This is a genomic window from Pyxidicoccus caerfyrddinensis, from assembly GCF_010894405.1.
In the GTDB taxonomy this organism is placed as follows: Bacteria; Myxococcota; Myxococcia; order Myxococcales; family Myxococcaceae; genus Myxococcus; species Myxococcus caerfyrddinensis.
In genome coordinates, this window is record NZ_JAAIYA010000009.1 from 448,147 (window position 1) to 462,264 (window position 14,118).

Consider the following 14,118-nt stretch of genomic DNA (forward strand, 5'->3'; position numbering starts at 1 on the left):
AAGGGTGTCGCCGGCCGCCGGGAGACGGCCCCATGAGAGACCCACTCTTCGCGGACGTGGAGCCTGGCGCGGATGTGGGTGGCTTCTCGGTGGAGGGGCTACTGGGACGGGGCGGCTGCGGCGCCGTCTTCCGCGCGCGCCGTGGGGGCCACTCCTTCGCGCTCAAGTTGCAGTCGCTCTCCGCGCTGGGTGGATGGGCGCAACGCGAGGTGGCCATCCTCACGCGGCTGGGCCACCCCAACGTGGTCCGCTTCCATGCCTGCGGGCTCTGGCCCGACAGGGCGCCCCAGTGGTTCTACATCGCCATGGAGTTGGTGGAGGGGCGGACGCTGAACGACTGGGTGGCGGAGGAGAACCCCAGCGCACGCCGCGCGGGAAGCCTCGTGCTGGATCTGGCGCTTGGACTCGCGGCGGCCCACGACAGTGGCGTGCTGCACCGGGACGTGAAGGAGAGCAATGTGGTGGTGCGCGACGCCACCGGACAGGCGGTGCTGGTGGACTTCGGCGTGGGCTCGTATCCGGGGGCGCCGCGCCTGACACGGGAGGTGCTGCCTCCCGGCACGCCGCAGTACCGCAGCCCAGAGGCGCTGGCCTTCCGCCGGGCACACGGGGAAGGCGCCGACGCGCACTACGTCTCCACGGCGGCGGACGACCTGTATGCCCTGGGTGTCCTCCTCTACTGGGTGCTCACGGACAGGCACCCCTTCGCCGCGCCCTCGTCCGCGACGGAGGTGGAAGCCGTCATCTCGAGGACGCCCGCGGCTCCGCACGCGGCGAACCCGCGCGTGCCCCCAACGCTGGGGACGCTCTGCATGCGGCTGCTGGAGAAACAGCCGGAAGCACGCTTCTCCAGCGCGGGCGCACTGGCCGAGTCGTTGGAGGCGGAGCTGGCCGAAGCGGACGACGCCTGGGACGTGCCGCTCTGCGAGAGCAAGGCCTCCGCTCCCGCCGCGCCACCCGAGATGCCGGAGGACGACGAGGAAGCATGGATGCTGGAGGGCGAGGCCGGAGGGGACGTGCCACGCCGGGGCCGGCTGCCTGACGGAATCGTGCCCGATGGGCCCGTCCCCGCCGCGGCTGGCACGGTGGCACCGCCCGCTCCTTCCGCCGAGCCGCCCGTGGGGACGCGGAGCAGCTTCAAGTGGGCTGTCCTCATGGGCCTTGTGGCCAGCCTCGTCGCGGGAGCGACGCTGATGATGCGGGCACACGCGCCTCCATCTCTGTCTTCCGGTAGGGAAATGGCGCCGTCCGCCGCGCCGCCAGAAGCTGAGCGGGCCGCAGCCGCCCCCTTGTTGGCGGCCTCCACTCCCGCGGTCGTCGCCCCGCCGGCGGCGCACGTGCAGAAAGAAGAGTCACCCGTGAAGCAGCCTGCAACTCCTCCTCCCGCCACTCCCGCGCAGCCCCGCCCGGCCCGCCTCTCCGGCTCCCTGGCGCGCGTTGCCGCCGCCGCGGCCGCCTGCACCGCCCTGGCCTGCCCCGGGGGACCGCAGTTTCGCGAGAAACCTCCCGCCGAGCCGTGCCCCGTGGGGGCCGTGGAGTCCATGAAGAAGCTGGGCATCTACGTAGGCGATTCGGGTTCCGGAATCTTGCCCGGGCGCCATCCCGACAAGGGAGTGGACGTGGTCCCCGTGCGCGACGGCTGGATCCGCGTCGAAGTGGGCGAGCTTGGGCAGTTGGACAATGGAACCGTGAGCGGGCGGCTCATCGTGGGTGAGCGTGTCTACGGCCGCTTCACCGAGGGCCGGACGGAGCAGGGGGACGTCTTCCCCGTCTGCCTGGAGCTGCGTGACTTTGAAGAGAGGGTCCGGGGCGTGCGACGCGAGCCAGGCAGTACCGCCGTGGACTCCGCGCGCATCATTTCCACCGTGGCGTTGAGAGCGGTGGACCACTTCGAGTGATGCCGTGACTGTTCTCATGACACAGGCGCATGGAGTGGCGGCGGCACGGCCCATTCGCTGAGTCCCCACTCTGGAGGTACGCCTTCGTGCTGAGTCCCTTTGGCGCGGTCCTGCTGACATGTGCCCTGCTTGTCGTGCCCCCTGCCACCGCTCAGCCGGAAGTCGACCCGTGGACGCCGGGCACGCGCCGCATCACCCTCGGGCCGAGGCGCGCAAGCCCGCCTCCGAAGGTGCGCATCAGCCCGGGCGTGGGGACGGTCCTGGTCTTCGACACGGCGGTGGCGCGCGTGGAGCTGCAGGAGCGTGAGCGCTTCGGGCGGGTGCGGCTGAATGAGGACACGCTCACGCTGCTGCCCGCTTCCAACCTCGAGGCGGAGGAGGAACTGCAGCTCACCGTTCACTTCGAGGACGACGCGGTGCCCACGAGCGCGGACTTCCTCCTGGTGGTGCACGCCACACTGGCCGAGCGGCAGGTGGAGGTGTTCCGCCACCCGCGTCCTGCCGCCAACCTCCAGGCGGAGCTGGAGGAGAAAGAGGCGGAAGTGCGGCGTCTGAAAGAGGAGGTCGCCCGGTTGCAGGCGGCCCAGTCCCGGCCAGAAGGCCTCACCGGCCTGCTCGCCGCCGAGCACATGGACGACAAAGGCGTCCAGGTGCGCTTGTCGGCGCGTGATTTCGTTCTTCACCGGCGAAGCGCGCTGACAGCGACGAATGTGGTCACCTACCGAGCCGCCAGGAGCTTCGCGCTCGCGGTGCGGTTGGAAGGCGCGCGCGGAACCGAGACATGGCGGGCGGAGGGCGCGGCCTTGCAGGCGAAGGATGGCACCGCGCTCCGGGTGCTGAGGGTGTGGCAAACGGCGCCGCATCAGCCGGGCAAAAAGGGCAAGGTGGTGGTGGAGGCCGAAGCCACGAACACCACCAGCCCGGGGCCGTACACGCTGACCATCTGGGCCACGGACGGCAAGCGCCCGGTCATCCTGGGCAACGTCCAGTTCCCAGAGTCCTCCGGGACAACGGACGTGCCCTGACACGCGGTTGGCGGCAGGGGCACGTCTCAATGCAGATGCTGCCCGACAACACGCACGGGCTGAAGGCGAGGCCGCGCACGGGCCGCCGCCGACGTGCGGCACCTCGCGCAGCGGCCCTCAGCGCGAAGTAGCTGCCGCGATGTTAGGTTTCACCATCTATGCGAACTATTCTCGCTTTGTGGCTTTCGCTGCTGGCCGCGTCGTTGGGCTGCTCCACGACTCCGGATGCTCACTTGGCGGCGGTGGAGTGCGATGAGCTTCAAGACGACCAGTGCGTCACCATGCTGTGCCTGGGTGACGCCTGCGGCTTCTACCGCTGCGAGGACGCGCCCGGTGAAGTCGAGTTGGCGCGCTTCCCTCCTGCACGCCCTCCCGTAGCTGCGGCGCCGGGGAGTGGTCCCCGAAGGAACTGGGGAGGCGCGCAGAACCTCCCCCGGGGGGCCGTCATGGTCTTCCCCAACTGGAATGGCGCCCCTGACAGGCTCATTCCGCCGTCACGCCAGCTCACTCCCGGACGCTGGGAGAAGCACCACATCTTCCCCCAGGCTCGGGACCTGGCGGAGTGGTTCGAGGCGAGGGGGGTCAAAATCCACGACTACACCATGCCGATTCCGCGCGACATGCACAGGCGGATTCATGACGGAGGACCCTCGGGAGGTCTCTGGAACGAAGCCTGGCGCGAGTTCAGGCGAAAGAACGAGACTCCCTCACCAGCGGAGATCTACAAACACGCAGGGGAGCTCATCCATCGTTTCGAGCTCAGCGGCGGCCCCATTCAGCCCTACTACTCCCGTCCAGGCGCCTGAGGACCCCAGAGCAGATGACCCGTTTTTTTGAACTCACGCGGGACAGGACGATGTGGGCGCGCTTCAAAGGAGACTTCGACGCCGCACATAAGTGGCACCTGCCCGGCGTGAAGTGCGACACATGCGGAGTTACGTGGGGGAGTGCAGGACACCAGTATCCGGGAGTGGACCTGTCGCAACTTTCGGAGCAGGAGAGTTTCCGCTCGAGGCCGGTCCCTGTCGCGGAGTTCGAGCGACTTCGGGAGCTGGTGCGTCCTCTGGCCCCTCCAAACGCGAAGCTGCCCCCCGGCACAAGCTTTGGGCCGCTGGTTGGCACGGCCTCCGGGAAGTTCGGCCCGTTCACATCGCAGGGTGACATCCTGTGGCTGGCGCACCGGGATGCGCTGGAGCGCCTCCAGGCGGAAGGTGTGCGCGGTCTCCTCGGCTGTCGCACGGAGCTGCGATTCCGCAAGAAGGACGCGCCGGAGTTGCTGGAGCTGCAGATAGAGCCGCACGGCCGGCTGCACCCGGACTGTATGCCTCCCGACCTGCCTCCACCGTGCGTCACCTGCGGCCGGGTCGGGTTCCGGCTGCCAGAGGTCGCTACCCTGGACGTTGCCTCCCTGCCCATGGACCTCGACCTCTTCCGGGTCGGCAATTTCGCCACGGTGATTGTCGGCACGGAGCGGTTCATGGAGGCCGTGCACCACCTGGAACTGCCCGGCATCACCTTCCGCGAGTTGCCTGCGCGGTGAGCGGGTTCACCGACCTACCTGAAGCGGGTTGGGAGCCGGCGCCGTGCGGGTGGAGGTGCTGACGATAGCGCGGGCCTTCAGCCTTATTTGTCTGTCCGGTGAAGTCTCGTTTTACCCACTTCCGTCCGCGCCACTGGTGTGCTCTTGCAACAACTGCCGTGGGACACGCCGTCCCCGCGTGGGCCGTTGTGCGTCGCGTGCGCGACATCCACGGCGCTGCTCTTCCTCTTCCGTGAATGGAGTCGCGTGATGAAGCAGTCCCTGTGGAGCATGTTCGGTCTGGCGGGCGTCGTGACGGCCCTGGGCGCACCACTTCCCGCCTCGGCGCAGGTTCCCGCGCCCGCCTGGGTGCGGCAGCTCGGGTCGAACCTGGACGAGCAGGCCCAGGCGGTGGCCGTCTCGGGCAGCAGCGTGTACGTGGTGGGAAACACCACGGGCCAGCTCGGGCCGGAGCCGCGAGCGGGCGGCCAGGACGTCTTCATCTCGAAGTACGACACCGCCGGCGCGCTGCAGTGGGTGCATCAGCTCGGCACCAGCGAGGACGACCGCGCCACGGCGGTGGCCACCGACGCGGACGGCAACGTGTACGTGGTCGGCCACACCTTCGGCGGCTTCGACTTCTACGTGAATGCGGGCGGCCTCGACTTCTTCGTCACGAAGTACGACGCGCAGGGCAACCGCCTGTGGCTGAGCCAGCGCGGCACCGTCATGGATGACTTCGCCACGGGCGTGGCCGTGGGCACGGACGACACGCTGTACGTCGCGGGCTACACCGGGGGCAGCTACGCGAACGGCGGCAACCCCAACAACTACGACGTGGTGGTGGCCCTGTACGACACGGCCGGCAACCCCTACTGGCTGCAGCAGCTCGGCTCCAGCCAGAGCGACGTGGCGCAGGGCATCGCGGTGACGCCCACGCACGAGGTCTACGTGACCGGCTACACCTTCGGCAGCCTCGACGGCACCACCACCCCGGTGGGCACCGACATCTTCCTGATGCGGCTGGACATCCTCGGCACCCAGCAGTGGGTGCGGCAGGTGGGCGCGTCCGACCTCGACTACGCCACCAGCGTGGCGGTGAGCCCGGACGGCGGCGTGTACCTGGCGGGCTACACCTTCGGCACGCTGGACGGAAATCCCCAGGCCGGCACCTACGACGCGCTGCTCGCGCGCTATGACAACCAGGGCAACCGCCAGTGGAGCCGCCTGCTGGGCGGCACCCAGCCGGACTACGCCCAGAGCGTGGCCGTGGCCGCGGATGGCACCGTGCAGGTGACGGGCTACACCAGCGGCGTGTTCGACGGAAACCCCTCCGCCGGGCTGAGCGATGCGTTCCTCGCGCGCTATGACGCCCTGGGCACCAAGCTCGGCACGCGCGTGGTGGGCACCTCCCGCCCCGACCAGGGCCGCGGCGTGGCCGTGGACGCCAGCGGCAACACGTACATGACGGGCTTCACGTACGGCGGCCTCGGCGGCAACACCAGCGCGGGCAGCTACGACGCCTTCCTCATCCGGTTCTGAGGCCGGGCTGGAGCACCGGCGCCCGCGCGCACGCTCCAGGAGGTTGCAGGGAGGCGGGATGACACAGCCCGCCTCCCGCTTCCCAATCCCCCATCCACCGGGGAGGCGCGCTAGTTTCGCGGCATGCGCTGGCCCCTCCCCCTCCTCCTCGCATTCGTCGCCCTCCGCTGCGCCCACGCGCCCGAGCCGGCGACGCCCGCTCCCGCTCCCGTGGCGGCGGCGCCCTCGTATCCCGAGCCGCAACCGCCCGCGCTGCGGCTCCCCGACACCGTCCGGCCCACCCACTACGCGCTGGACCTGAAGCTCCTCCCCGCCGAGCCGACCTTCTCCGGCGCCGTCGCCATCGACGTGGAGGTCCGCGAGCCCGTGCGCCAGGTGTGGCTGCACGGCCAGGACCTGGAGATAACGCAGGCCCGCGTGGAGACGGGCTCGCGCACGCTGGAGGCCCGCACCACCACCGCCAGCGACGGACGCCTCGGGCTGCTGCTTCCCGAGCCCCTCCCGGCGGGCAAGGCCGTCATCCACCTGTCCTTCACCGGCCACATCGACCGTGAGCGCAGCCGCGGCATCTACGGCGTGGAGGAGCGCGGCGAGCCCTACCTCTACACCTTCTTCGAGCCGGTGGACGCGCGCCGCGCCTTCCCCTGCTTCGACGAGCCGGGCTTCAAGGTGCCCTGGCGCCTGCGCTTCACCGTGAAGGCCGGGCACGTGGCGCTCGCCAACCACCCCGTCGTCTCCCGCGAGCCGCTGCCGGAGGGCCTCGAGCGCGTCACCTTCGCGGAGAGCCGCCCCATGCCCAGCTACCTCGTGGCCTTCATGGTGGGCCCCTTCGACGTTGTGGACGCGGGCACCGTGGGCCGCAACGCCGCGCCGCTGCGCTTCATCGTCCCGAAGGGCCGCGGCCCGGAGACGGCCTATGCGGCCAGCGCCACCCCGCGCATCGTGAAGAGCCTGGAGGACTTCTTCGACCAGGCGTACCCGTACGAGAAGCTCGACGTGGCGGTGGTGCCCCGCTACTGGGGCACCATGGAGCACCCGGGCATCGTCGCGCTCGGTCAGCCCCTCACGCTCATCCGCCCCGGCGAAGAGACGCTCGCGCGCCGCAAGTGGTACGTCACCATCGCGGGCCACGAGCTGGGCCACTACTGGTTCGGCGACATCGTCACCTGCAAGTGGTGGGACGACATCTGGCTCAACGAGTCCCTCACCTCGTGGCTGGACAGGAAGCAGATGGACGGGTTCGACCCGGGCTGGGGCTTCTCGCGCGAGGCGAGCATGCACGCGCTGTCCTTCGCGCTCGACGCGGACACGCTCTCGGCCGCGCTCCCCGTGCGCAAGCCGGCGGACACGCATGACGACGTGCTCGGCGCGTTCGACAATGGCACCACCTACGCCAAGGGCTCGGCCGTCATCGCCATGTTCGAGGCGTGGCTCGGCCCGGAGAAGATGCGGGACCTCTTGCGCGTCCACATCCGCAAGCACGCCTGGGGCGTGGCCACGTCCGAGGACTTCGCGACCACACTGTCCGAGGCCGCGAGCCCCGACCTCGCCCGCTCGTTCCGGAGCTTCATCGACCAGCCCGGCGCCCCGCGCATCTCCGCCGAGTTGCAGTGCAAGCCGGGCACGCCCACGCGGCTGAAGCTGTCGCAGGAGCGCTTCCTGCCGGCCGGCTCCACCGGCAGCACGAAGCAGACGTGGTCCGTGCCCGTGTGCGTGCGCGCGGGGACGGGCGGCGGCTCACACCGGGTCTGCACGATGCTCAGCGAGGCCACGGGCGAGCTGTCGCTGCCCATGCGCGACTGCCCGAAGTGGGTGCTGCTCAACGCGGGCGGCATGGGCTACTACCGCGCCAGCTACACGCGCGAGCAGCTCGCCCAGGTGCTGGCCGCGCCTCCGAAGAGCCTCACCGTGGAGGAGCGACTGGCGCTGCTGGCGGACGTGGAGGGCTCGGTGAGCCGGGGGGACTTGCCGCTCGGCGAGGCGCTGCGGCTCGTCCCCGCCACCGCGCATGACGAGGACCGCCTCATCGTCCAGCGCGGCGCGCGGCTCCTCCAGCTCGTCAACGAGGACGGACTGTCCACGGAGGACCGTGCCCGCTTCCGCGCCTGGGTGGGCGGAGTCTATGGCCCTCGCGCCCGCAAGCTGGGCTGGGAGCCGAAGCCGGGCGACAGCGACGACGTGAAGCAGGAGCGCGCGCGGCTGCTGGAGCTGGCGACGATGCAGGGAGAGGACCCCGTGCTGAGCAAGGAGGCAGGTCAGCTCGCCAGGGGATGGCTGGCGGACCGGAAGTCCCTCGACCCGGAGGCAGTGCCCCTGGTGCTGGCGGTGGCCGCACAACATGGGGACAAGGCCCTGTTCGACACCCTCCTCGCCCGGGCCCGCAAGACGGAGGACCGGAACGAGCGCAGCCAGCTGCTCACCACGATTGCCAGCTTCCGCGACCCGGCGCTCGTGAAGCAGGCGCTGCCCCTGGTGACGAGCACCGAGATGGACCTGCGGGACACGAAGGTCATCCTCACCGGCGCCTTCATGACGGCCGACACACGCGAGCTGGCCTGGGCCTTCTACCGTGAGAACTTCGACGCGCTCGCGGAGCGGCTGCGCTCGGACGAGCTGGGCTGGCTCGTCAGCCTGGTGGGCAACCTCTGCGACTCCGAGCGTCACGCGGAGGTGCAGGCGTTCCTCGCGCCACGCGTCCCCCGCCTGGAGAACGCGCCGCGCGCGCTGGCCCGGGCCGAGGAGTCCATCCGCCTGTGCGCCGAGGCAGACCGCCTCCACCGCGAGGGCGTGAAGACCTTCCTGCGCGCGCCCCCCACGGTGCCCGCCCCCACCCGTATGCGGTGAGTACGATGTTCGACGCCACTCGCTACCTGGAGCGCTTCGGCGCGGAAGCGGGCGCACCGCTCGCACGGCTGCACCGGGCCCACCTCGAGGCCGTTCCCTTCGAGAACCTCGACATCCATCTCGAGCGCCCCATCCGGCTCGACGAGGACGCCCTCTTCGAGAAGGTCGTCCTCCAGCGGCGGGGTGGGTTCTGCTACGAGCTCAACGGGCTCTTCGCGCGCCTGCTGCGGACGCTCGGGTACGGCGTCACGCTGCTGTCGGCGCGCGTGGCCACGAAGCCCGACGGCAGCGAGTACGGCCCGGAGCTCGACCACCTGGCGCTGCTGGTGGAGGACGCCTCCGGCCGCTGGCTCGCCGACGTCGGCTTCGGCGAGTGCTTCGTGGAGCCGCTGCGGCTCGACGAGCGCGGTGTCCAGGTGCGGGCCGGGCGCGGCTACCGGCTCGTCGAGGAGGAAGGGCGGCTCGTCTACTGGAGCGAGGCGGCGGCGGGCTGGGAGGCGCAGTACTCCTTCACCCTCGCGCCGCACGCGCTCGCGGACTTCGCCGGCATGTGCCTGCACCACCAGACGTCGCCGGAGTCCCCCTTCACGCAGCGCCGCCTGTGCACCCGCGCCACGCCCGAGGGCCGCATCACCCTCAAGGAGGGCGCGCTCGTCATCACCACGGGAGCCGGGCGCCACGAGCAGCCGCTCGCGGATGAGGATGCCCGGCGGGACGCGCTCGCGCGGCACTTCGGAATCACCCTTCGCTGAGCGCGTGGCGTAGGCACACCTACCTTCGTCCCGGGTCGCCATGGAATCGGCGCCCACTTGTCAGCTACCCGTCAAAGCGATACGCCTTCGCCTGCCTGCTCCGGAAGTCACGGAACACACCCCCAGAAGCGACATCATGATGAACGCCGGCACAGAGGGCAGAGCCGAGCCGTACCTCCACTTCGTCGTGGGCGGTGAGCACTACGCCGCGCCCAGCGCCTGCGTGGCGGGCGTGGTGCCCGAGGCCCGCCTGGAGCCGGTGAAGGACGCGCCGCCCCACGTGCGCGGGGTGCTCGTCCAGGAGGGCGAGGCCGTGCCAGTGGTGGACCTCTCCCACCTGCTGGGCCAGGCGCTGCGCACCGTGCGCGCGCGTCCCACCGTGGTGCTGGCCCAGGTGCGCTGCTGCGGCGAGCCCCTGCGGCTGGGCCTCGCGGTGGACGGCGTGGGCGCGCCGCTGGTGCTGTCCTCGCGAGACGTGGTGCCAGCGCCCTCCTTCGGCGCCGCCATGCCGGTGGACTTCCTGGTGGGCATGGGCCGGCACGGCGAGGGGCTGGTGCTGCTGATGGACGTGGAGCGCGTCCTCACCGAGAGCCAGCTCCACTCCGCGATTCAGCTGGCCTCGCTGGGCGACCCCCAGGGCCACGGCAACTGACGCACCCGCACCTACCTCGTCCCCTACAGCACCCTCCGCGACGTTTTCGGTTGCCTGCCCGCCGCCCGGGGCCGCATGCAGGGGAAGGCCCGGAGAGGGTCACCTGTTCATCGCCGTCGGCGCCCCCTGTTTCCCTCGCGGGTGCCCCTACCGTAGACGTCAACGAGGAGAACGGATGTCCCGCTTCACATGGCTGGCCGCGGTTTTCGTGCTCACCTGCCCGCTCTGGGCGCAGGCGAGGCCGGCAGCGGACGAGACTGCGCGCGGGTACGCGGCCGAGGCGCTGAAGCAGGCCTCCTCCCCCCGCGGCGCCGCCGCCCTGCTGCGGATGCACGCCCTGGTGGATGACGTGGAGGACCTGACGCCGCTCATCAGCACCTACTCCCTCATCGCCTCGCGGCGCACGTCGGACCCGAACACCCGCGCCACCGCGCAGATGCTGCTGCTGGAGACGGAGCGCGCCCGCGGCCGGCTGGTGCGCGCCAACGAGGTGAAGCAGTGGCTGGGCTTCGTCGGCGACTACTACGTCGTCGGCGGCTTCGAAAACGAGGGCAAGGCCGGCTGCGACACCGACTTCGGCCCCGAGGCCGCCAACCTGGACCTGGCTGCCACCTACCCCGGCGCCAAGGGCCGTGAAGCCACGTGGCGCAAGCTGACCGCGAACACCACGGACGGCTACGTGGACCTCGCCACCGCGGTGCGCCCCAACCGAGAGACGGTGGCCTACGCCGTCACCTGGCTGGAGGCGTCGCAGGAGACGCGCGTGGCCATGGGCGTGGGCACCTCCGGCGCGTTCCGCCTGTGGGTGAATGGCCAGCTCGCCGCGAAGGAGGACCGCTACAACCTGCCCCGGCCGGACCAGTCCCGCGTGTCCGTGAAGCTGCGCAAGGGCCTCAACCGCGTCCTCGTGAAGGTGTGCCAGGAATCCGGCCCGCTGGGCTTCTACCTGCGCCAGGAGACGCCCTCCGTGCGCGCGTCGCTGCCGGCGAAGGCCCCCGCGCTGGAGCGCGGCGCCGCCCCCGCGCCCCAGTCGCTGCCCACCCTCACCTCCGCGCTGCGCACCCTCGTCGAGAAGAACCCCAACGACGCCGAGCTGCGCGGCGACTACGCCCGCGTGCTGGGCTTCTTCCGCGCCTATGACGAGCGCGAGCACACCGCCACCGTGGAGGCCACGCGCGCCGCCGAGGCCGCTCCCGGCAACGCGGGCCTGCAGATGCTGGCCGCGGGCCAGCAGCGCGATGACCTGAACGAGCGCCGCCGCTTCCTGGAGGCCGCGCTGAAGGCGGACCCGGACTCCGCGGACGCGCGAGTGGCGCTGGCCGACCACGAAATGGACCGCGGCCACCCGGAGCGCGTGGAGGGGCTGGTGGCGCCGGTGCTCCAGAAGGACCCGGACTCCGCCTCCGCCCGGCTGATGCTGGCCAATGCCGTGGAGGCGCTGAACGAGCGTCCCCGCGCGAGCGCGCTGGTGGAGGAGACCTTCCGCCGGCAGCCCCGCGTGCCCCGCGCGGTGCGCGCCGCGGCGCAGGCGTCCCGGCAGCTCGGCCGCAACCGCGAGGCCATGGACCGGATGCGCGTGGTGCTGGCGCTGCGCTTCGACGATGTGAATACCCGCCGCGGGCTCGCCTCGCTGCTGGCGGACGCCGGCCAGGTGGAGGCCGCGCAGCGCGAGTACGCGCAGCTCGTCACCCTCAACCCCTTCGACAACGGCGCGCGTGTGCGGCTGGCGGAGCTGAAGGCCAACAACGGCGCGGTGGAGGAGGCGGTCGCCCTCTTCGCCGAGGCCCGCGCCCTCTCCCCCGACGAGCCCGAGGTGTACGAGCGCGAGGGCCGCGCCCTGCTGGCCGCCGGCCGCCGTGAGCCGGCGCTGGCCGCCTTCGAGAAGTCGCTGGCGCTGCGCCCGCAGAACCCGGGCCTGAAGGAGACGCTGCGCACCCTCAAGGGCGAGACGTCCGGCACGGGCATGCAGTACCTGGTGGACGCGAAGGGCCTGGAGAAGGAAGCCGAGGCCTACGTCCACGAGGACGCGGTGTACCTGGTGGACAGCACCTACGTGCGCGTCCAGAAGAGCGGCCTGTCCAGCCGCCTGTCGCAGATGGTGGTGAAGGTGCTCAACGCGCGTGGCGTGGACGCCTTCCGCACGCTGCCCGTCACCTACTCGCCGGACCGCCAGGAGGTGCGCATCCTCAAGGCCCGCGTGGTGAAGGCGGACGGCTCCGTGGTGGAGAGCTACGGGGAGAATGACCGCAACATCAACGAGCCGTGGACGGGCATGTACTACGACGCCCGCGCCAAGGTGCTGTCCTTCCCCTCGCTGGCGCCCGGCGACCTGCTGGAGCTGACGTACCGGCTGGACGACACCGCGCAGGACAACCTCCTCTCCGACTACTGGGGTGACGTGGAGAGCGTGCAGGGCGTCTACCCGAAGGTGCGCTTCCAGTACCTCGTGGACATGCCGAAGGAGCGCCCCCTCTACTGGAACAAGAGCAAGCTCACCGGTGTGCAGGGCGCGCAGGAGCCGGTGGACGGCGGGCGCGTGCTCTACCGGTGGAACGCGAAGCACGTCTCCAAGGTGGTGCCGGAGCCGGGCATGCCGGGCTGGGCGGAAGTCGCCCAGAATCTCCACGTCTCCACGTACCAGACGTGGGACCAGGTGGGCCGCTACTGGTGGGGCCTCGTGAGGGACCAGCTCCAGCCCAACGCCGAGCTGCGGCAGACGGTGGACCAGGTGCTCCAGGGCGTGGACCGCAAGGACGAGCTGGCGGTGGTGCGCGCCATCTACAGCTTCGTGGTGACGAACACGCGCTACGTGGCGCTGGAGTTCGGCATCCACGGCTACAAGCCGTACCGCGTGGACCGCGTGCTGGCGCGCCGCTTCGGTGACTGCAAGGACAAGGCGAGCCTCATCCACTCCATGCTGCGCGTCGCGGGCGTGGACAGCCGGCTGGTGCTGCTGCGCATGCGCAACCTGGGCGCCATCGGCGAGGAGCCGGCGAGCCTCGCGGCCTTCAACCACGCCATTGCCTACGTGCCCAAGTATGACCTGTACCTGGACGGCACGGCGGAGTTCCACGGCGCCAAGGAGCTGCCCAGCGCGGACCGCGTGGCCAACGTGCTGGTGGTGGACCCGGACGGCAAGAGCACGTTCCTCACCACGCCCGAGGCCAAGGCCGAGGACAACGCCACGCGGCTGACGCTGGACGTGGCGCTGAGCACCAACGGCGCCGCGCAGATAACGGGCGCGAGCACGGTGGCCGGAGAGAGCGCACCGGACTACCGCCGGGCGTACCGGCCGGAGGCCACGCGCAAGTCCACCTTCGAGCGCGCCTGGGCGCAGAGCTTCCCGGGCCTGACGGTGCAGGAGGTGAAGCTCAGCGACACCACGCGGCTGGACGACGACGTGGCGCTGGACTTCAAGATGAACATCCCGCGCTACGCGGAGGTGCTGTCCAACGGCATGCGCTTCCTGCCCTTCGGCACGGGCCGCACGTACCAGCAGGCATACGCGTCGCTCGCCGAGCGCCGCTTCGACCTGGTGATGCAGGGCCCGTGGCTGAACAGCTTCACGCTGAGCTACACGTTGCCCGCCGGCTGGACGGTGGCGGAGCTGCCGCAGGCGGTGGAGGAGAACACGAAGTTCGGCTACGTGAAGCTGACCTACCGCGTGGACGGCGGCAAGCTGGTGGCGGATGGGGAGATGGCCCTCACCGCCGCGCGCGTGAAGGCGGACGACTACGCCGAGTTCCGAGAGTTCCTCGGCCGCGTGGACCGCGCCTTCGGGCGCCGGGTGCTCGTCCAGGGCCCCGGCAGCCGCACCGCGTCCGCGGCGCCGTAAGCCATTCCAGACAGTGACGCGGCCCGCCGGTGGAAGCCCCTTCCACCCGCG

At 70.9% G+C, this 14,118-nt stretch carries 9 protein-coding genes; all 9 read left to right on the top strand.

The genetic code is table 11. The features are described from left to right. Nucleotides 1-32: 32 nt before the first annotated feature. The 9 genes from G4D86_RS24015 to G4D86_RS24055 all read left to right on the top strand — a co-directional run bounded on the left by G4D86_RS24015 (nucleotide 33) and on the right by G4D86_RS24055 (nucleotide 14,067). On the top strand, nucleotides 33-1,898 hold the full coding sequence (locus G4D86_RS24015; protein ID WP_163996324.1) for a serine/threonine-protein kinase: 1,866 nt from the start codon (nucleotides 33-35) through the stop codon (nucleotides 1,896-1,898). 86 nt (nucleotides 1,899-1,984) lie between these two features. Beyond that, nucleotides 1,985-2,923 (top strand): DUF2381 family protein, encoded by a 939-nt coding sequence (locus tag G4D86_RS24020; RefSeq protein ID WP_163996325.1) that lies wholly within the window; start codon nucleotides 1,985-1,987, stop codon nucleotides 2,921-2,923. 158 nt (nucleotides 2,924-3,081) lie between these two features. Continuing rightward, complete coding sequence (sitA6, locus tag G4D86_RS24025; RefSeq protein WP_163996326.1) at nucleotides 3,082-3,729, top strand: SitA6 family polymorphic toxin lipoprotein; 648 nt, start codon at nucleotides 3,082-3,084, stop codon at nucleotides 3,727-3,729. A 14-nt stretch (nucleotides 3,730-3,743) separates the two neighbouring features. Beyond that, nucleotides 3,744-4,463, top strand: coding sequence for a SitI6 family double-CXXCG motif immunity protein (gene sitI6, locus G4D86_RS24030; protein WP_163996327.1), 720 nt, complete (start codon nucleotides 3,744-3,746; stop codon nucleotides 4,461-4,463). Nucleotides 4,464-4,712: 249 nt separating this feature from the next. Further along, nucleotides 4,713-5,984: an SBBP repeat-containing protein gene (locus G4D86_RS24035; protein WP_240360440.1), complete on the top strand. Its 1,272-nt coding sequence runs from the start codon at nucleotides 4,713-4,715 to the stop codon at nucleotides 5,982-5,984. A 123-nt stretch (nucleotides 5,985-6,107) separates the two neighbouring features. Continuing rightward, a complete protein-coding gene (locus G4D86_RS24040) occupies nucleotides 6,108-8,828 on the top strand; it encodes a M1 family metallopeptidase (protein WP_163996328.1) in 2,721 nt (906 codons plus the stop codon). A 5-nt stretch (nucleotides 8,829-8,833) separates the two neighbouring features. Beyond that, the gene (locus tag G4D86_RS24045) at nucleotides 8,834-9,580 is read left to right on the top strand and encodes an arylamine N-acetyltransferase family protein (protein WP_163996329.1); all 747 of its coding nucleotides are present in this window, start codon (nucleotides 8,834-8,836) and stop codon (nucleotides 9,578-9,580) included. 136 nt (nucleotides 9,581-9,716) lie between these two features. Further along, a complete protein-coding gene (locus G4D86_RS24050) occupies nucleotides 9,717-10,232 on the top strand; it encodes a chemotaxis protein CheW (RefSeq protein WP_163996330.1) in 516 nt (171 codons plus the stop codon). 175 nt (nucleotides 10,233-10,407) lie between these two features. After that, on the top strand, nucleotides 10,408-14,067 hold the full coding sequence (locus G4D86_RS24055; RefSeq protein WP_163996331.1) for a DUF3857 domain-containing protein: 3,660 nt from the start codon (nucleotides 10,408-10,410) through the stop codon (nucleotides 14,065-14,067). Nucleotides 14,068-14,118 lie beyond the last annotated feature (51 nt).

Excerpts from the sequence above, each read along its gene's own strand:
- G4D86_RS24015 (WP_163996324.1), top strand. The coding sequence starts at position 33 with ATGAGAGACCCACTCTTCGCGGACGTGGAGCCTGGCGCGGATGTGGGT.
- sitA6 (WP_163996326.1), top strand. The coding sequence starts at position 3,082 with ATGCGAACTATTCTCGCTTTGTGGCTTTCGCTGCTGGCCGCGTCGTTG.
- sitI6 (WP_163996327.1), top strand. The coding sequence starts at position 3,744 with ATGACCCGTTTTTTTGAACTCACGCGGGACAGGACGATGTGGGCGCGC.
- G4D86_RS24035 (WP_240360440.1), top strand. The coding sequence starts at position 4,713 with ATGAAGCAGTCCCTGTGGAGCATGTTCGGTCTGGCGGGCGTCGTGACG.
- G4D86_RS24040 (WP_163996328.1), top strand. The coding sequence starts at position 6,108 with ATGCGCTGGCCCCTCCCCCTCCTCCTCGCATTCGTCGCCCTCCGCTGC.
- G4D86_RS24045 (WP_163996329.1), top strand. The coding sequence starts at position 8,834 with ATGTTCGACGCCACTCGCTACCTGGAGCGCTTCGGCGCGGAAGCGGGC.
- G4D86_RS24050 (WP_163996330.1), top strand. The coding sequence starts at position 9,717 with ATGATGAACGCCGGCACAGAGGGCAGAGCCGAGCCGTACCTCCACTTC.
- G4D86_RS24055 (WP_163996331.1), top strand. The coding sequence starts at position 10,408 with ATGTCCCGCTTCACATGGCTGGCCGCGGTTTTCGTGCTCACCTGCCCG.